The organism is Cocleimonas sp. KMM 6892 (assembly GCF_035798195.1).
Taxonomy (GTDB): domain Bacteria; phylum Pseudomonadota; class Gammaproteobacteria; order Thiotrichales; family Thiotrichaceae; genus Cocleimonas; species Cocleimonas flava.
Genome location: NZ_JAPFBV010000005.1, coordinates 146,679 through 164,251, shown reverse-complemented (window position 1 = coordinate 164,251; position 17,573 = coordinate 146,679). Strand labels below are relative to the sequence as shown.

At 41.4% G+C, this 17,573-nt stretch carries 16 protein-coding genes; 5 read left to right on the top strand and 11 right to left on the bottom strand.

Features of this window, described 5'->3' with window-relative positions:
- The first annotated feature begins 30 nt into the window (after positions 1 to 30).
- Together uvrC and pgsA are read left to right on the top strand one after the other, a co-directional pair.
- Positions 31 to 1,971: an excinuclease ABC subunit UvrC gene (gene uvrC / locus OO007_RS14620; protein ID WP_325809354.1), complete on the top strand. Its 1,941-nt coding sequence runs from the start codon at positions 31 to 33 to the stop codon at positions 1,969 to 1,971.
- 42 nt (positions 1,972 to 2,013) lie between these two features.
- The gene (pgsA, locus tag OO007_RS14615; protein ID WP_325809353.1) at positions 2,014 to 2,565 is read left to right on the top strand and encodes a CDP-diacylglycerol--glycerol-3-phosphate 3-phosphatidyltransferase; all 552 of its coding nucleotides are present in this window, start codon (positions 2,014 to 2,016) and stop codon (positions 2,563 to 2,565) included.
- 54 nt (positions 2,566 to 2,619) lie between these two features.
- On the opposite strand, the gene OO007_RS14610 is transcribed toward pgsA, so the two are convergent.
- The 9 genes from OO007_RS14610 to OO007_RS14570 form a co-directional block, all read right to left on the bottom strand.
- A complete protein-coding gene (locus OO007_RS14610; protein ID WP_325809352.1) occupies positions 2,620 to 3,183 on the bottom strand; it encodes a L,D-transpeptidase in 564 nt (187 codons plus the stop codon).
- Positions 3,184 to 3,224: 41 nt separating this feature from the next.
- Positions 3,225 to 4,727: an amidophosphoribosyltransferase gene (gene purF / locus OO007_RS14605; protein WP_131906821.1), complete on the bottom strand. Its 1,503-nt coding sequence runs from the start codon at positions 4,725 to 4,727 to the stop codon at positions 3,225 to 3,227.
- 18 nt (positions 4,728 to 4,745) lie between these two features.
- Complete coding sequence (locus OO007_RS14600) at positions 4,746 to 5,354, bottom strand: CvpA family protein (protein WP_131906820.1); 609 nt, start codon at positions 5,352 to 5,354, stop codon at positions 4,746 to 4,748.
- A 104-nt stretch (positions 5,355 to 5,458) separates the two neighbouring features.
- Complete coding sequence (locus OO007_RS14595) at positions 5,459 to 6,382, bottom strand: SPOR domain-containing protein (protein WP_325809351.1); 924 nt, start codon at positions 6,380 to 6,382, stop codon at positions 5,459 to 5,461.
- Positions 6,375 to 7,691 carry a bifunctional tetrahydrofolate synthase/dihydrofolate synthase gene (gene folC / locus OO007_RS14590; RefSeq protein WP_325809350.1) on the bottom strand — a complete coding sequence of 439 codons (1,317 nt, stop codon included), beginning with the start codon at positions 7,689 to 7,691 and terminating at the stop codon, positions 6,375 to 6,377. Before folC ends, OO007_RS14595 begins: the two co-directional genes overlap by 8 nt.
- A gap of 292 nt (positions 7,692 to 7,983) precedes the next feature.
- Positions 7,984 to 8,940: an acetyl-CoA carboxylase, carboxyltransferase subunit beta gene (accD, locus tag OO007_RS14585; RefSeq protein ID WP_131906817.1), complete on the bottom strand. Its 957-nt coding sequence runs from the start codon at positions 8,938 to 8,940 to the stop codon at positions 7,984 to 7,986.
- A 109-nt stretch (positions 8,941 to 9,049) separates the two neighbouring features.
- Positions 9,050 to 9,856, bottom strand: a complete 807-nt coding sequence (gene trpA, locus OO007_RS14580) for a tryptophan synthase subunit alpha (protein ID WP_131906816.1) — start codon at positions 9,854 to 9,856, stop codon at positions 9,050 to 9,052.
- Positions 9,853 to 11,052, bottom strand: coding sequence for a tryptophan synthase subunit beta (trpB, locus tag OO007_RS14575; RefSeq protein ID WP_131907089.1), 1,200 nt, complete (start codon positions 11,050 to 11,052; stop codon positions 9,853 to 9,855). The genes trpA and trpB overlap by 4 nt, the downstream gene beginning before the upstream one ends.
- Before the next feature lie 79 nt (positions 11,053 to 11,131).
- Positions 11,132 to 11,794: a phosphoribosylanthranilate isomerase gene (locus OO007_RS14570; protein ID WP_325809349.1), complete on the bottom strand. Its 663-nt coding sequence runs from the start codon at positions 11,792 to 11,794 to the stop codon at positions 11,132 to 11,134.
- Positions 11,795 to 11,981: 187 nt separating this feature from the next.
- On the opposite strand from OO007_RS14570, the gene OO007_RS14565 reads away from it, so the two are divergent.
- The 3 genes from OO007_RS14565 (at position 11,982) to pgi (ending at position 15,673) form a co-directional block, all read left to right on the top strand.
- Positions 11,982 to 12,773, top strand: coding sequence for a ferritin-like domain-containing protein (locus OO007_RS14565; protein ID WP_325809348.1), 792 nt, complete (start codon positions 11,982 to 11,984; stop codon positions 12,771 to 12,773).
- A gap of 136 nt (positions 12,774 to 12,909) precedes the next feature.
- Positions 12,910 to 13,758, top strand: coding sequence for a transglycosylase SLT domain-containing protein (locus tag OO007_RS14560; protein ID WP_325809347.1), 849 nt, complete (start codon positions 12,910 to 12,912; stop codon positions 13,756 to 13,758).
- 232 nt (positions 13,759 to 13,990) lie between these two features.
- The gene (gene pgi / locus OO007_RS14555; RefSeq protein WP_325809346.1) at positions 13,991 to 15,673 is read left to right on the top strand and encodes a glucose-6-phosphate isomerase; all 1,683 of its coding nucleotides are present in this window, start codon (positions 13,991 to 13,993) and stop codon (positions 15,671 to 15,673) included.
- Between the two features lie 79 nt (positions 15,674 to 15,752).
- On the opposite strand, the gene OO007_RS14550 is transcribed toward pgi, so the two are convergent.
- Positions 15,753 to 16,925, bottom strand: coding sequence for a PQQ-binding-like beta-propeller repeat protein (locus OO007_RS14550; protein ID WP_325809345.1), 1,173 nt, complete (start codon positions 16,923 to 16,925; stop codon positions 15,753 to 15,755).
- A 3-nt stretch (positions 16,926 to 16,928) separates the two neighbouring features.
- Positions 16,929 to 17,558: a YfgM family protein gene (locus OO007_RS14545; protein ID WP_131906810.1), complete on the bottom strand. Its 630-nt coding sequence runs from the start codon at positions 17,556 to 17,558 to the stop codon at positions 16,929 to 16,931.
- Positions 17,559 to 17,573: the final 15 nt, after the last annotated feature.

Here is a 17,573-nt window from a genome sequence, read left to right as displayed (position 1 = left end):
GCTAGTTATTAATATCTTCTTATAAATTATATGACGAACGATCCTAATCAAGATGCTGAAAATCACGAAGAAGGTAGTCAAACCTTTGACAGTAAGTCTTTCTTAAAAACAGTTCCACATAAACCCGGCGTATATCGCATGATTTCGGAGGATGAAAAAATCCTCTATGTGGGAAAAGCAAAAGATCTAAAAAATCGAGTATCCAGTTATTTTCGTGGAAACATCGTAAATTCTCGGACCTATTCAATGGTCAAGCAGATTCGAGACGTACAGGTAACGATAACTGCGACGGAAGCTGAAGCCCTATTGCTCGAAAGTAATTTAATCAAAAAACATCAGCCTCGTTATAACATCTTGCTTCGAGATGATAAAAGTTATCCGTATATTTATCTGTCTAAGCATAAATACCCGCGTTTAACATTTCATCGTGGTGCTAAAAAAGGGAAAGGACAGTACTTTGGACCTTATCCAAGCGCAGGTGCAGTGCGTGAAACCCTCGCTTTGTTGCAGAAACTGTTTCAGGTTCGACAATGTGAAAACAGTTATTTCAGTAATCGTTCGCGGCCTTGTCTGCAATATCAAATCAAACGTTGCACAGCACCCTGTATAAATGAAATATCCGAAGAAGAATATAAAAAACAGGGAGTTAGTCATACCATTAAGTTTCTTCAAGGTAAGAGCCAGCAGGTTATTGAAGAATTGGTAGAATTGATGGATAAGGCTTCGAATGAATTAAATTTTGAACAGGCTGCTAACTACCGTGATCAGATAGAACAATTGCGACAGGTGTCTCAACAGCAAAGTATTAGTGTTGGTCAGTCTAGTGTGGATGTGATTGCATTGCAGTTCGCTTCTAATATTGCCAGTGTTCAAGTGTTAACGATTAGAAATGGGCACAATTTGGGTAATAAGAATTTTTTTCCTAAGTTGCCTACTTTTTTTAAAGAAGCTAAGGGAGAGAAAGGCAAGGGAGAGGATAAGAAAGAATCGGAGATTATCAGCCCTGAAAAGAGCATTCTTTCTTCGTTTCTTTCCCAGTATTACATCTCGCGTGAAATTCCCTCTGAGATCTTATTGAGTCACAAACCTGAAGATAATGAACCACTGGAAGAGATGCTGTCACTGAAAGCCGAAAAGAAAGTGACTTTGGCTTATAAGCTCCGCGGAGATCGACAACGCTGGGTAGACATGGCGGCAAGAAATGCCCAGCATGCCTTGTCTACGCATTTGGCATCTAAAGCAGGTGTTCAAAAACGTGTATTGGCGCTTCAGGAAGAGCTGGGTCTGGATTATATACCTGCACGCATGGAGTGTTTTGATATCAGTCACATGATGGGTGAAGCAACGGTGGCTTCTTGCGTAGTGTTTGGTCTGGAAGGTGCAATCAAGTCCGAATACCGACGATATAATATCAGTGGAATTGTAGGTGGCGATGATTATGCCGCGATGCATCAGGCTTTAGAAAGACGTTATAAGAAGGCCATAGAAAAAGACAGCAAGCTACCTGATATACTCTTTATTGATGGCGGTAAAGGTCAGGTTACACAAGCCGTTGACGTACTCAATAAATTGCAAATAAGCGGTGTTGATATAATTGGCGTGACCAAAGGTGAAGGCCGTCGTCAGGATATGGATACATTAACGGTACTTTCGCAGGAGGACGGCGTTTCATCGGTGAAAGAGAAAATAATGTTGCCTGCACATTCAAGTGCGCTGCATTTAATACAACAGGTACGAGATGAAGCGCATCGATTTGCCATAAGTGGGCATCGACAAAGACGTAAAAAAACGAGAAATACTTCTCCTCTGGAAGGTATTGAAGGCTTGGGTCCAAAGCGGCGCCAGGATTTATTAAAACGTTTTGGTGGAATTAGAGCGATCACCAGAGCAAGTGTGGAAGAGTTAAGTAAGGTCAATGGAATTAGTGCGAAACTGGCCCAAAAGATTTATGATGTATTTCATTCAGAATGATTTATATGAAACCCAATAAACACCCAATTTATAAAGGTAACCGTGACTTTTAATCTACCTATTTTTCTTACAATACTGAGAATACTTGCGATTCCTTTGGTGGTTTTGTTTTTCTATCTGGATATGCCACTTACGGCATCTACTATATTTGGTTTGGCAGGTCTGACAGATTTTGTTGATGGCTATTTGGCACGAAAATATAATCAGGAATCACGGTTTGGTGCTTTTCTTGATCCAGTAGCGGACAAACTACTCGTCGCTGTAGCCTTACTGTTGATTGTAGAGCGCGAAGGCACGATGTGGATAACCATGGCTTCCGTTCTGATTATCTCTCGTGAGATTACAATATCAGCGCTTAGAGAGTGGATGGCAGAAACAGGCCAGCGAAGTAAAGTTGCAGTGGCTTATATTGGCAAGGTTAAAGCCGTTACCCAAATATTATCGTTAATCTTTTTGTTGTATAACCAGGACTTGTGGGGACTCCCACTTAGAGAAGTCGGACTGTTTTTCCTTGTGATCGCGACGGTATTGACTGTGGTTTCGATGGTGCAATATTTACAATCGGCATTTTCATCAGGAAACACAGAGAAATAAATTAAAAAAAGTGCCTGAAAGTAGGGGGGGTGTATTAAATGTTTAAATTATCCTTCATTCAACGATATTCACCAGAGTACCTACTTCTACTTGATCGAATAGGTCCATGATTTCTTGATTTCCCATGCGAACACAGCCATGGGATGCTGGTGTACCTAAGCGGCCTTCTTCGTCTGTGCCGTGAATATAGATATATCGATCGTGACTATCAACGTTTCCACCTGCGTTAACGCCTTGTTCCATCCCTGAAAGCCGGAGAATACGTGAAGTGATATAATCACCATCACTTTTTTCATCCGGTTTTTTGAGAATTTTTACAATCTTTTGGGTGTTTTTACGTGCTTTGAATATTGTACCTAACTCAGCGCCTTCACCAATTTTTTCATCAATTTTGTGCACGCCTAATGGTGTTTTAAAGCTGCCTGATAAATTCCCCAGACCTGCTTCTGCGGTAGATATGGAATAGCTGGAATTAACTTTGTGGTTTTTAATTAGAATTAATTGCTGACGCGTTGCAGAAACAACGATTAGAAGGTCGTGAGGGGAGTCAGGAAAGCGCTGCTTCAGCTCATCAAGCATTGGTAACAAAGCTAGACTATCGGGCTTAGCAGCGCTCATCTTTAAATAGTATGTAACGTCATTAGATTATTATGTGTTTATTAATCGGTATCTGACATATCTATAGCAACCATATTGGCTTTATCTTTCTTTTTGCCGTCATTACGACGTGCTTCCAAGTCAGTAAAGTAGCTTTCTGATTCACCAGTGATATATTTTCCTGTAAATACCGAGCAATCAAACTGTGTGAGTTTAGAATTACCTTTGGTAATTGCGTCAATAAGGTCATCCAGTTCTTGATAAACAAGTCGATCAGCACCGATTTCTTTAGCTACTTCTGCTTCTGTTCTGCCATGCGCAATAAGTTCTTTTGCGGCTGGCATATCGATACCATAGATATTAGGATAACGAATTGCAGGTGATGCAGAAGCGAAATAAACATTCTTCGCGCCAGAATCTCTTGCCATTTGAACAATCTCTTTTGAGGTTGTTCCGCGAACAATAGAATCATCAACAAGCATGACGTTCTTGCCTTTGAATTCAATGTCGAGTGGATTCAATTTACGACGGACAGATTTCTTGCGTTGCTTTTGCCCAGGCATAATGAAGGTGCGACCGATGTAACGATTTTTAATATAACCTTCGCGATATGGCACGCCCAGGGTAATGGCCATTTCAAGTGCGGATGTTCGGCTGGTGTCGGGAATAGGGATGACCACATCAATGTCGTGATCAGGCCATACCTTCATGACTTTTTCAGCAAGGTTGTGTCCCATTCTCATACGGGCTTTGTGCACATATACCTTATCAATAACAGAGTCAGGGCGAGCGAAATAAACATATTCGAAAATACAGCTATTGTAAGTCGCTTTGTCAGAACATTGTTTGGTATGCACTTCGCCATCTTTGGTGATGAAAATAGCTTCGCCAGGTTCGATATCACGAACAATTGCGTATCCCTGAGTTACCAGAGCAACACTTTCAGAGGCTAGCATGTAATCAGTGCCTTGCTCAGATTCTCGTTTTCCAAGCACTAACGGGCGAATACCATTAGGGTCGCGGAAACCTACAATGCCATCACGAGTTATCATGGCAATAACCGCATAAGCTCCGACACAGCGTTTGTGTACGCCTTCAACTGCAGCAAAGACTTCTTCTGGGTGAACACTGTAAGCTTTGTATTTCTGTAATTCCTGAGCAAATATATTAAGAAGAATTTCAGAATCAGACGATGTGTTTATATGTCTTCTATCTTGTTTATAAAGTTCTTTCTTTAATTCGTGAGCATTGGTCAAATTCCCATTATGCGCCAAAGAAATACCGTAAGGAGAGTTAACATAAAAAGGCTGGGCTTCAGAGTTTGAAGAACCACCTGCTGTTGGATAGCGCAGATGACCAACGCCCATATTACCTACCAGGCGTTTCATGTGTTCTTTACGGAATACATCGGTTACTAAGCCGTTTTTACGACGAATATAGAGTCGTTTGCCATCGCTGGTGGCCATTCCAGCAGAATCCTGGCCTCGGTGTTGTAGGACGAGCAAGCCGTCGTAAATTTCTTGATTGACGGGTGTATTACTTAAAATACCAATTATTCCACACATGGAAGATGACCTGAAAAATTAATTACTAGAAGGGACGATTGTATTGATGGGGGTTTCTGTGTCATCTATGGCAGAGTCTCCAGAATTAGAACCATCAGATGGCGTGAGTGTCGTTGTGCCACTCCCACCGTTGTTATCATTAATGTACTGATTTAGATTATCAGGAATTAGCGTCTGTAACCATGCTGAAGCTTCCTGAAATTTAGGTATCAAGGCAGACTCGCTCCACGATTTTTGATTGGGTAACTCTGTCAAGCCTAGTAGCATGGTCAATAACGTAATGGCCAACGCGCCCAGTGCCACGCCGAGACCAGCACCTAATATTCGATCAAATGCACCTAAGCCTACGGCATCAACAGCTTTACTAAAGAGGAAGTTAATAATTGCCCCTAATATCAGTACGCCAAGAAAAATCAGAAGTGCTGCTAAACCAGTCTGTGCAATTTCACTACTAAGTTTGATAGGTAACGCTGCAGCGACTGCATCTTTGTACTTAATCGCTAATAAAATTGCGGCTGCCCATGTGGCAAGGAAAATTCCCATCCATACTATACCGCGCATAAAACCAATCAAGGCAGTAATTAATATAATGACAACTATCGCTATATCAAAATAGTTTAAGTCCATTTAAATATCCTGTGTTTTCAAATAAGTGTCTAAAAAGTTTTCCATGATTATAGTTTCTAAAGAGTATGAGTCATGAAAGAAAGTATAAAACTAATTTAGAAAGACTATTTTGAAACCACTAAGCTATTTTGTACAAAGAAATTTTTCTTATAGCGTCTTTTCATTGAGTCTTGAGCTTTGATTGCGCTATTACGATCGTTATGACCACCAACACGAACACGGTAAAGTATTTTGTTGTTGCTTGTTGTTTGTGTGATGAATGCTACATAACCTTCGCTATTCATGGTGCTAGCTAGTTTATTAGCGCGTGATTGGCTTGATGTCGCTAATAACTGGATAGAGTATTTCCCGCCAGTAGGGTTAGTGTTAGCTGCAGGTGCTGCTTTCTTTGGTGCAGGCTTCTGTTCCACTTTCTTTTTTGCAACCACTTTTTTCTTGGCAGGTGCTTTTGCTTTAGGTTCTTCTTCGATAGTTGGTTTGAATACTTTTTTGGCAGGCTTAGGGTTACTGCTTGCGACTACAGTGTCTTTTTTCACTGGAGCTGCCGTAACAGCCGCCGTGGTAGCTTCGGTCGCGCCTTGGTCCGATGTGCCAACATTATCAACAATTTCTTTTTGTTCATTAAGATTAGGAGGTCTGAATGAAAAGCCAGGTTTAGTGCCGTCATTAGTAGCAGAGCCAGTGTTTGTAGACGTTACATTTTCAACTGCTGTTTTAGCTGAATCGGTAACAGATTTTACACTATCAGTTGCTGTTTTTAAGGTGCCAGTAGCAGATGCGACAACTGCACTTCCTGCATTTGTTACTGTGTCTTTCGCTTCGCCAACTAAGCTGGCAGCCGAATCTGTTACTTTGCTCGTCGCTTCGGATAGGCTTGGTATATTAATTTCAGGTGCTCCAGGGAGTTTCATGTCAACCACTTCCTGACGCTCGCGACTCTTGTCTTTTAGCAAGTACCCTAATAGTAACGCTGCAATTATTGCTAAAACAATTGCCCCAATTCCACGTTTTACCATTGCATTATCCATGATTAAAAAATCTCCTAAAATTACTATTATCTAATACTTCTGATACTACCAGAAAAGAGCCAAAGGCAACTACTCTATCTTCATCTTTAGTGATGTTTTTAAGTAGTTGGCAGGCATCAGAAAAGCGCTCGTGTGTGACTAAATTTGAATCTATAAAACTGTCTGTAAACTGTTGTTTTAAATCGGTTAAGCTTGTGCCTCGTGATCCTTCTAACGGCACTATATGCCATTCGTCTATGACTGGATCCATGAGTTTTAATACTTCATCGATATCTTTGTCTTTCAGCATGGAGAAAAGCGCAAATGTCTTTCCTGATACCTTGTGCGTATCGATGTATTTTGATAATTCTTTGGCTGAATGAGGGTTGTGTGCGACATCTAATAACCATTCGGGAGATTCATTGATAATCTGTAATCTTCCTGTGATGCTGGCTTTTTGTAAGCCTGCAGAGATTGATTCTGGGCTTGTAGGTAAACGATCTTGAATGGCCATTAAACCAGCGATGGCAGTTGAAGCGTTATTGATTTGAAAGTCTCCCTGTAACCTGGGTTTTGGTAAGGAGAGTTCTATTTTTTCATCGCGCCAGATCCAATGCTCAGGATCATTCTTATCTATTGAAAAGCTAAAGTCTTCGTTTAACTGAATCAATTTTATACCTAGGCGTTCGGCCTCGGTTTTAATCATTTCAGGTGGGGTAGGGTCACCGCAAATTGCAGGAGCGGTCGATCGCATAATTCCGGCTTTTTCTTTGGCGATTAGCTCGCGATCATCGCCTAACCAATCGATATGATCGACATCGATACTGGTAATAATTGCCAGATTGGTGTCCCAAAGATTTGCAGCGTCTAGCCTGCCACCAAGGCCTACTTCCAGAACTGCAACATCAATGTCTTGCTGTTGAAAGCACCACATTGCCGCGAGTGTTGAAAATTCGAAATAGGTTAAGCTTACTTCTTCTATCTCATTGTTTTTGTTAGTGATGAATCTAGCTTGGTCGATTGCATCAAAGGCTTCAATAATTAGCGCATCACTGGCTTCGTTACTATTGATGGTGATGCGTTCGTTGTAATTAATGAGGTGTGGAGAAGTATAAGCACCGGTTTTATAGCCCTCAGCCTGTAACATTTCATTTAGAAAAGCGACAGTAGAGCCTTTGCCGTTTGTGCCTGCAACAGTAATGATAGGAAAAGACGGGGTGAGAAGTCCAAGTTGTTCTGCTACACGACCAATTCTTTCTAGCCCGAGATCTATCTCAGAAAGATGTAGTGTTTCCTGCCAGCTCAACCAGTCTTGTAAAGTTTTTTTCATTAGTGGTTAGTATGGAACGCGAGAAGAGAGTTCAAATTTAATGTTGCGTTCAAATAAATAGTGAAGAATCAAAATATAAGTATTAATCAATTAAATCAAACAGCGTAAAAAAGTGCCCCAAAGTAGGGGGGTGACTTTATTGAATGAATAAAGTTAATTTCCTGTATTTATTTAAAGTGAGACATTTGTGTGAAAGAAATAATTGCTGAAACTGATTTAAAAATCAGAGGCTTATAATCATCGTACTTTCACACAAAGGTATTATTGTCCGTATCATGAATGATACTAACAGTTATTGCTCTGCTGGTTTTTCTTCAGTTTCATCATCTTCAACTGGCTTAATGACTTCTGGCTTTGCAATGGCGTCGATCTCTTCCATGTTTGCTGGTTGTGGTTTGTGCGTCAACATACACAGCATATCGATAATATCAGCACGAAGTTTGTGGCGGGTGATGATTCTATCAATCGCACCTTTTTCAATCAGAAACTCGCTTCGCTGGAACCCTTCTGGAAGTTTCTCGCCCACGGTTTGTTCGATAACTCGAGGGCCGGCGAAACCGATTAAAGCGCGCGGTTCTGCAACGATAATGTCACCTAACATGGCGAAACTCGCCGAAACACCACCCATGGTAGGGTCGGTAAGAACAGAAACATAGGGGATGTCAGCTTCAGCCAGCTTGGTAAGAACAGCACTTGTTTTAGCCATCTGCATTAATGAAGAGAGTGCTTCTTGCATGCGTGCTCCGCCACTGGCAGAAAATACGATGTAAGGAATGTTTTGACGAAGCGCTTCGTTGGCACCTTGAACAAATCGTTCGCCAACGACAGACCCCATAGAGCCTCCAAGGAAACGAAAATCAAAAGCAGCAGCGACTAGAGGAACACCATGAACTTGGCCTTTGATCACGATCAATGCATCTTTCTCATCGGTTTCTTTTTGTGCTGCAGTTAAGCGATCTTTATATTTTTTGCTGTCTTTGAATTTTAAGAAATCAATAGGCTCTATATTGGCCGCAATCTCTTCGCGATTACTTTCATCCAGAAACATTTCGAGGCGTTTGCGTCCGCTAAGTCTTTCGTGATGATTACACTTTGGGCAAACTTCCAGATTACGCTCTAAATCTGCACGATAAAGCACTGCTTTACATGCAGGGCACTTATGCCAAAGCCCCTCAGGTATGGTTTTCTTTTTTGCTGTAGTAGCATCAGTACGAATTCGTGAAGGTAATAATTTTTCGAACCAGCTCATATTGAGGGCGTCTCTCATTTGTTTGTCTCAGTGTTACTTTGTGCTAAATCTATCTCAAGTTAATGAAAATACACTGTCGTTTAATTGATGTGTAAATTTCCAGTAACTGTTATTTGTCCATTGCTTCACGCATAGAACTTAACAATGCACCGATTTGGTCTAATATTGTATCAGTATCATCTGGATTGTTTTCTATAATTTTTACAATTGCGCTACCAACAATTACGCCATCAGAAACTGCTGCAACCGCTGAGGCACTTTCCGCATCTTTAATACCAAATCCAACGCCGACAGGAAGCGTCGTATGTTTGTTGATTTTTGCAACATTAGAGGCTACTTCGTCGACATTCAATGCGCTCGAACCAGTAACACCTTTTAGCGAAACGTAATACAGATAACCCGAGCCAGCATGAACGATTTTATCAATACGTTCTTCGGTCGTTGTCGGAGAAAGTAAGAAAATAGGGTCAATCTCGTACTTTTTCAACACATCAACAAGTTGTGTGCTCTCTTCTGGTGGCAAATCTACCGTGAGTAAGCCATCGATACCGCACTCTTTGGCGGCTTTGGCAAATTCTTCATAGCCAAACGCTTCAACGGGGTTTAAGTACCCCATTAGTACGATAGGTGTTGTTGTATTGGTTTTACGGAACTCTGACACCATGTCGATAACATCGTGCAAACTCGTGTGGTGCTCTAACGCTCTTTCACAAGCAAGCTGAATGGTCGGGCCATCAGCCATAGGATCCGAAAATGGAATGCCCAATTCGATGATATCTACGCCCGATTCAACCATGCGATGCATTAATGGTACGGTGATTGTAGGGTTAGAATCACCTGCAGTAATGTATGGAATTAAGGCTTTGCGATTATTTTCTTTGAGAGTGGCAAAGCACTCGGTTAATCTGCCGCTCATAACTTGATCCCTTCTAATGCTGCTACTGTATTAATGTCTTTATCACCGCGGCCTGACAGGTTGATGATAATGGTTTTATCTTTATCCATAGTTGGTGCAAGCTTCATTGCATACGCAAGCGCGTGACTGCTTTCCAGTGCTGGAATGATGCCTTCAATACGGGTTAATGAATGGAAAGCTTCCATCGCTTCATCGTCAGTTACTGCAACTGCGTGAGTTCTACCCAGATCTTTGAGCAAGCAATGTTCTGGCCCAACACCTGGGTAATCCAAACCTGCAGAAATTGAATGTGGTTCAACGACTTGGCCATCTTTATCTGCCATTAAGTACATACGGTTACCGTGCAATACGCCAGGTTTTGCCATACTCAATGGAGCTGCATGTTCACCAGTTTCCAGACCGTGGCCTGCAGCTTCAACACCGTAGATGGCAACATCTAGATCAGGTAAAAACTCGTGGAACAATCCGATGGCGTTTGATCCACCGCCAATACAAGCGATTAGTGCATCAGGTAGGCGACCAGTTTGTTCAAGACATTGCTCTTTCGCTTCGCGACCAATAATGGTTTGGAAATTACGTACCATGCTTGGATAAGGATGTGGGCCAGCAACAGTACCTATGCAGTAAAAAGTATTATCTACATTGGTTACCCAGTCACGCATCGCTTCATTCAAAGCATCTTTCAGGGTTTTAGAACCTGAAGAAACAGGTCTAACTTCTGCGCCTAAGAGTTTCATTCTGTACACATTAGGTGCTTGTCTTTCAACATCGACTTCGCCCATGTAAACCACACACTCAAGACCTAAACGAGCAGCGATTGTAGCTGTTGCAACGCCGTGCTGACCTGCGCCAGTTTCAGCGATGATGCGTGGTTTGCCCATGTGTTTAGCTAATAGAGCCTGACCAATGGTGTTGTTGATTTTATGTGCGCCAGTGTGATTTAAATCTTCTCTTTTAAGGTAGATTTGCGCACCACCAAGCTGTTTAGACCATCTTTCTGCATGATAGAGTGGGCTAGGGCGACCGACATAGTTTCTTAAATCATTATCGTAATTCGCTTGAAACTCAGGGTCATCTTTTAATGAATTGTAGGCTTCGTCGAGCTCTTGTATGGCTTCCATTAATGTTTCAGAAGCAAAGCAACCACCATAGATTCCAAAGTGTCCATTTTCATCTGCTAAGTTGTCCCAATCAATCGTGCTTAAGTCAACATTGCTTAAATCGTGATCGTTTAGGTCATTCTTTATTTGGCTGTTTTTACGGCCATTTACTGTTTCAGTTCTTACAGTGGACACGTTGTACCTCTTTCATTAACTGTGTAATTTTTTGTTTGTCTTTAATTCCTGGCTGGCTTTCTACGCCACTACTGAGATCAATACCATACACATTACAGGCTTGCATAGCATCAGCAACATTATTGGGGTTTAATCCACCTGCTAAAATGATGGGTTTAGCGTAATTTTGTGGAACATGACTCCAGTCGAATGTCTTTCCCGTGCCGCCTGCTTTTCCGGTTGCATGGCTATCAACTAAAAAACCTTTGGCTGTTGTGTATTGATCTGCAAGCTTTTTAAAATCATCTTCTGTCTCTACAGATTCCATACCTATCGCTTTGATGTAAGGGCGTGGAAATGATTGGCAAAAGTCAGGTGTTTCAGAGCCGTGAAATTGTAACAAGTCTAAACCCACATTAGCTAGTACAGTTTCTACAAATTCAATGTCTGGATCCAGAAACAAACCAACGCAAGTGACAAAGGGCGGTAATGAAGTATAGATTTCAGTTGCCGTTTCTATACTTACATTTCTTGGGCTTTTTTCATAAAAAACAAGTCCAATAGAATCAGCACCAGATGCACAGACATGTTGAGCCGCTTCAACGGAAGTAATGCCACAGATTTTCACCCGTGTTCTTGAATATTTTTCGTTTCGATTTGCCATTAGCGGAAGTTAGCATAAGCGGCTGTAACAATGAAGTTACAGTTATAAAGATAATGATTATAAAAAATAATGTTTAGAGGGTTTTTCTAAGCTTATTTTTCTATTTTGATAAAAAAGCCTTCCAAATTAGGGGGGTGTGTTTAAATATACGCTTTTATCGATTGCGATATAGATAACGGTTTTTGTGATGAATTTATATGAACAGGCGTTCTTATGTTTGATGCATAGGGATACTAGCGAAAAACAAAGCATGGTTGCTCAATTAAGAGATGCTTGGGAAAAAGGGGAACTGGATAGAAAGGATTCTGCGTTGATAGAAATTCCTGTTCCTGGTCGTCCTGATCGTCCAGATTTATTAAACCCTGGGTTACTGAAGCAACGAAAGTTGGGTTCTGAGTTAGGTCGTGCAACGCTTGTCCATGCTATTTTGCATATTGAATTCAATGCGATTAATTTGGCGCTTGATGCGGTTTATCGTTTTCGCGATATGCCAGAAGCGTATTATTCTGATTGGTTAAAAGTAGCTGCAGAAGAAGCATATCATTTTTCTTTACTGGAAAAGCGCTTAGCCGATTTAGGATATGCGTATGGGGACTTTCCTGCACATAATGGTTTGTGGGAAATGGTTTTGAAAACAGACCATGATGTGTTGATAAGAATGGCATTGGTGCCCCGTGTTTTAGAGGCTCGTGGTTTGGATGTAACACCGGGTATGATCGAACGTTTCTTGAAAGCGGGAGACAATGAAACGGTAGATATTCTACGCATCATTCTTAACGATGAAATTGGGCACGTAGCGATTGGATCTCGCTGGTTTAAGTATTGTTGTGCAAATAAAGAACTGAATCCGGAAGAGACATTCCGTAATCTCCTCATCGAATATATGGGGAAGGGCTTAAGCGGTCCGTTTCATGAAGAGGCTCGCCTGCAAGCGGGGTTCACTCAGGAAGAAATCGATGAATTAGTCAAAATGGTCTAATTTTATAGGCTATTATCCACTTTAACTTGTTAGGCCATAAGAAGTTGTCGTTTAAATATGTTTTCTGAAATCCTTTAAACTATCTATGTATTCCCTACGATTGTTTCCACTTCGCTTGTTTTCCCCAGGAACTGGTATGGCTCTTTTAAAGTCATGTCTTCTGATTGTCTTGTTTGGCTATGCAATAACTGCGAGCGCCATAGGCACAGAGTCTCATCCGGAAAAGTACTGTAGTGTAGGGAAGATAGAAAGCTTTAAGAAAAAGTTGAAGACTTATAATCAGTTAATTTCAAAATACAGTCAAAAATATGGGGTGTCAGAATCCCTGATTAAAGCCGTAATAACTGCTGAAAGTTGCTTTAATTCATCGGCAGTTTCTCCGGTAGGTGCGCAAGGTTTAATGCAATTGATGCCTGCCACAGCGGCACGTTTTGGTGTTCTCGACAGTTTTGATCCAGAACAAAATATTCAGGGTGGAACCAAATACCTGAAGTTTCTACTGTCTTATTATGATCAATATATCCAGAAAGCGGTTGCTGCCTACAATGCAGGAGAGGGTGCTGTAGATAAGTATCAAGGTATTCCTCCATACAAAGAAACGATTAACTATGTTTCGAAGGTCTCTCAGTTACATAAGATCTATTCTAAAGGGGTCAAGGTTCATGCGGTGTTTCGACAAGGTAAATCTCGATCCTATCGTCCTTTTAAAACGACGAAATCTCGCCTAAGTCCTTATAAAAACGGCAAACGAAATTATGCGCGTAGTAGCTGTTTTAAAACAACATCTCGTCTTAAAAGGGCAACTCGTTACGTCAAAAGGGGCAGGATAAAACAAAGGCTTTATTTTGCCAAAAAAGGCGATACCTTGATGAAAGTGATGCGTAAAACAGGCGTTAATAAAAGCAAAATTAAACTAATGAATAACTTACGATCCAATGCAAGATTGAAAAGAGGGCAAAGATTGTTGTTGTGGGAATGTAGATAATTAAATCGTAAAATGTCGTAAAAACAAGAAGCTTATATTTTAGCCAATAGCTTTTAAGAATGAACGGTAAAGAAAAATTTATCTACATACGTTATAATTACGCACTATAAACGCGCTTTACTGGGCTGTAACAGTGCGAGTTGTAGTTGATGTATCCGGAATCATATAGACCATCTATAAGGCTCCTTAAGTTAGTCAATTATAATTACTAAAAAGTTATCAGAGAATAAATATGAGACCTGCAAGAGTCATTCTGAACGCTAAGTCACCTCTAATCAATACACCCGCCTGGGTTGCACTGCTTGAACATTTTGAGCGTGTAGAAAAAGTCCATATGGTCGAGCTCTTCGATCAAGATCCTGAAAGATTCAAGAAATATTCTATTCAGTTCAATGATATGTTGTTGGACTATTCCAAAAACCGCGTTACCGACGTGACGATGAAATTGCTGTTTTCACTGGCCGAACAAGCGGGGGTGGAAAAGTGGCGCGATAAAATGTTTTCTGGTGAGAAAATCAATAATACTGAAGGTAGAGCAGTATTACATACGGCGCTTAGAAACAGATCGGGCAAACCTGTTTTTGTGGATGATGAAAACGTCATGCCGCTGGTCGATGCCGAGCTAGAGAAAATGCGGGATTTCTCGGACAAGGTGCGTAATGGACAATGGATTGGCTATGCCGGCCTACCCATCACTAATGTAGTTAACATTGGTATTGGTGGTTCTGATTTAGGCCCTAATATGGTTTGTCGGGCATTAGAGCCTTATTCGCACAAAAGCCTTCGTGTACATTTTGTATCGAATGTAGATGGTTCGCACATCGGCCAGATGCTTAGTTATCTTCGTCCTGAAACTACGTTGTTCATTGTGGCGTCTAAAACCTTCACCACACAGGAAACACTCACTAATGCCAATACTGCGAAAAAGTGGTTTTTAGAAGGCGCTGGGCGTGTTACTGAAGGCGATATCTCAAAACACTTTGTCGCAGTGTCAACAAATGAGAAAGAAGTAGAAAAATTTGGAATAGACCCGGTCAATATGTTCCGTTTCTGGGATTGGGTGGGCGGACGTTATTCATTATGGTCTGCCGTAGGTCTGGCTAGTGCGATTTATGTTGGCATGGATAACTTCATCGAAATGCTGGAAGGCGCTCATGAAATGGATAATCATTTTCAAGAGCAACCACTTGATCAGAATATTCCGGTGATTCTGGCAATGCTAGGAATCTGGTATGGTAACTTCTTCCATGCGGAATCCAGCGCTGTTCTTCCTTATGATCATAACTTGCGTATGCTACCCGCTTATCTTGAGCAGGCAGATATGGAGAGCAATGGAAAATCTGTCGATCGAGAAGGTAGGCAGGCAACTTACTCAACAGGAAAAATTATTTGGGGAGCTGAGGGTATTAATGGTCAGCACGCTTTCTACCAGTTATTGCACCAAGGTACGCGTTTAATCCCGACGGATTTTATTGCGTCGATTCAATCTCACGGCAATCATAAAGAACATTGTGACATCCTTGCTTCTAACTTCCTCGCGCAAACAGAAGCGTTGATGAAGGGAAGGACGATGGAAAAGACGCGAGAACAGTTAAAGGAAGCTGATATCGAACTTCATAAGGCAGAGAAACGTTTGCCTCATATGATTTTTAGTGGAAATCAGCCTAGTAATTCAATCGTTATCAAGAAATTGACGCCAAAAGCTTTAGGCTCTTTGTTGGCGATGTACGAACACAAAATTTTTGTTCAGGGTATCGTATGGAATCTAAATTCTTATGATCAGTGGGGTGTTGAGCTAGGCAAGAAGCTAGCGAAAAATATTCTTGAAGAGCTCGAAGACGGTGAAAACCTATATGAGCATGATAGTTCTACGCTTGGTCTGCTCGATTGGTTTAGAAAGAATAGCGCAAAATAAATGCACAAAAAACCCCCTATAAGTAGGGGGGTGTGTTTTGATTTTTATAGATGTGTGTTTTTGCTGATTAACAACAAATTTAACGTTTAGTCACTTTGGTTAAAATCCCGCCTTTACCTAAAGCAAAGATACTGTTTCCATCTACTTCAGGCTCGATTGAATAACCACGTGGATCACCTTTGCTTCTCGCGCTGAACTTTCCATTCGTTGCGTTTATCCAGTGAATATTGCCTTCTTTGTCAGTAATGACAATATCTGAGCTTCCTACAATAGCTGGCACTGAAGGTAATCGTCTTTGAAGGTCGTCCATGCTCCATACTGGTTCTCCAGTTTGCGGATCATATTTCCAGACGTTGCCTTTGTCATCGCTACTGTAAAGTCCCAATTGGTTTGCGTTAACACCTGTGGGTGTTGAATAGGCGCGAGACCAGGCTTTTTTGCCATTCTCGATATTAATTCCAGTAGAACTACCATTCATTGATGCGGCAAATAAAGCGTTACCGAGTTGTTTGATTTTTCCATCGACGTCTGTGATTTGTTCTGGCTCAGTGCTGGCACGAGGCAAGGCTAGAATTGCTTCCCAAATTCCCTGACCATTTTCAATGTTGTATGCAGCTACCTTGCCGTTATCAAACCCTGCGATCACTAATGGTGGTACTAATATTGGTACACCGGCGCCTAATTGACTAAGGGCAGGGGGGCGTTGAGAACGCTGCCAGACTAACTCTCCGGTATTGACTTGTAACGCATGAAGTTTGCCATCAACGGTTCTGAATATGACTCTATTGTTGGCGCTGGCAGACACAGAAAGTATTTCGCTACTGAGTCTTTCGATCCAGAGAATTTTACCCGTTTTGGCATCCAGTGAAATCGCATTGCCATTTATGGTACCTATAAATACCTGATTGGTATTAACAGTATTTGAATTGCTGAAATTACCATTAACGCCTGCGCTAATGGTTTCGCCAATAGCGCTTCTCCACAACATTTTGCCGTTGCTTTTTTGCCATGCGCTGGCAAAAGTGCCGCCAGCAACAAAGACATATTGTTTGTCGATAAATGGGTGAACCTTGTTCTCCCCCATTGCGCTTCCTGTAGCAACTTGCCAATCAGTGCTAGCTTTTATGGTAGGAGTGACGGCTTTTAACGCTTTAAGTGGTGCTGGGCCAGATTTCTTTCCAGTAATTTGGCTGCATCCACTTTGTAGAGCGAATAGCCCGATTAAAAGCAGTACGTAAGGTTTTAAAGTCACTATTTAAGCTCCGCTTTTTAGTTGGTTACCCAGATCATCGCGCTTCATTTTTAACAACTGTGTATTTTGATCACCTGCGCTCAAAATAGCTTTATCGTATGCTTCGTATGCCTGTTTCAACTCTTTCTTGGCAAAATGGATATCGCCATTTAACTCACTAACCAGTGATTGGTATGACGCTGGCATTTTTTCAGCAAGAATTGATTTAGCTTCATCTAATTTGCCGGTACTCACTAGCGCTCTAGCGAGACGAAGTTTAGCCAGATTTGCGAGACTATCTTGTGGGCTCTCAGCAGCTTTTTTTAATTGCGCTATACAGTCATCTGTTTTACCTGCTTCACAGCTGGTTTTTGCAGATTCTAAAGCGGCTAGATATGAATACGACGTGCCACTGTATTCATCATTGAGTTTTTTCAATATTTCTGCAGAGTCAGTGCCTTCCTGGCCAAGCTGAGCATATAGTTTTGAAGCGCCTTCAGACTGAGTTACTTTGTGTTCTTTCCAGTAATTCCAGCCAAACATGCCGCCAACGGTAAGGGCAACGCCTGCAATTACAGAGGTTCCGTTTGAACGCCACCAGGCTTTCAGTTCTTCTGCTTTTTCTTCATCTGATTTAAGATCGTAATCTGCCATTTCTGTTACTGTCCT

Coding starts and splice junctions, on each gene's coding strand:
- folC (WP_325809350.1), bottom strand. CDS start 7,691: ATGAAAAAAACTTTACAAGACTGGTTGAGCTGGCAGGAAACACTACAT.
- OO007_RS14560 (WP_325809347.1), top strand. CDS start 12,910: ATGGCTCTTTTAAAGTCATGTCTTCTGATTGTCTTGTTTGGCTATGCA.
- OO007_RS14545 (WP_131906810.1), bottom strand. CDS start 17,558: ATGGCAGATTACGATCTTAAATCAGATGAAGAAAAAGCAGAAGAACTG.
- OO007_RS14610 (WP_325809352.1), bottom strand. CDS start 3,183: ATGAGCGCTGCTAAGCCCGATAGTCTAGCTTTGTTACCAATGCTTGAT.
- purF (WP_131906821.1), bottom strand. CDS start 4,727: ATGTGTGGAATAATTGGTATTTTAAGTAATACACCCGTCAATCAAGAA.
- OO007_RS14600 (WP_131906820.1), bottom strand. CDS start 5,354: ATGGACTTAAACTATTTTGATATAGCGATAGTTGTCATTATATTAATT.
- OO007_RS14570 (WP_325809349.1), bottom strand. CDS start 11,794: ATGGCAAATCGAAACGAAAAATATTCAAGAACACGGGTGAAAATCTGT.
- accD (WP_131906817.1), bottom strand. CDS start 8,940: ATGAGCTGGTTCGAAAAATTATTACCTTCACGAATTCGTACTGATGCT.
- uvrC (WP_325809354.1), top strand. CDS start 31: ATGACGAACGATCCTAATCAAGATGCTGAAAATCACGAAGAAGGTAGT.
- trpA (WP_131906816.1), bottom strand. CDS start 9,856: ATGAGCGGCAGATTAACCGAGTGCTTTGCCACTCTCAAAGAAAATAAT.
- pgi (WP_325809346.1), top strand. CDS start 13,991: ATGAGACCTGCAAGAGTCATTCTGAACGCTAAGTCACCTCTAATCAAT.
- OO007_RS14595 (WP_325809351.1), bottom strand. CDS start 6,382: ATGGATAATGCAATGGTAAAACGTGGAATTGGGGCAATTGTTTTAGCA.
- OO007_RS14565 (WP_325809348.1), top strand. CDS start 11,982: ATGAATTTATATGAACAGGCGTTCTTATGTTTGATGCATAGGGATACT.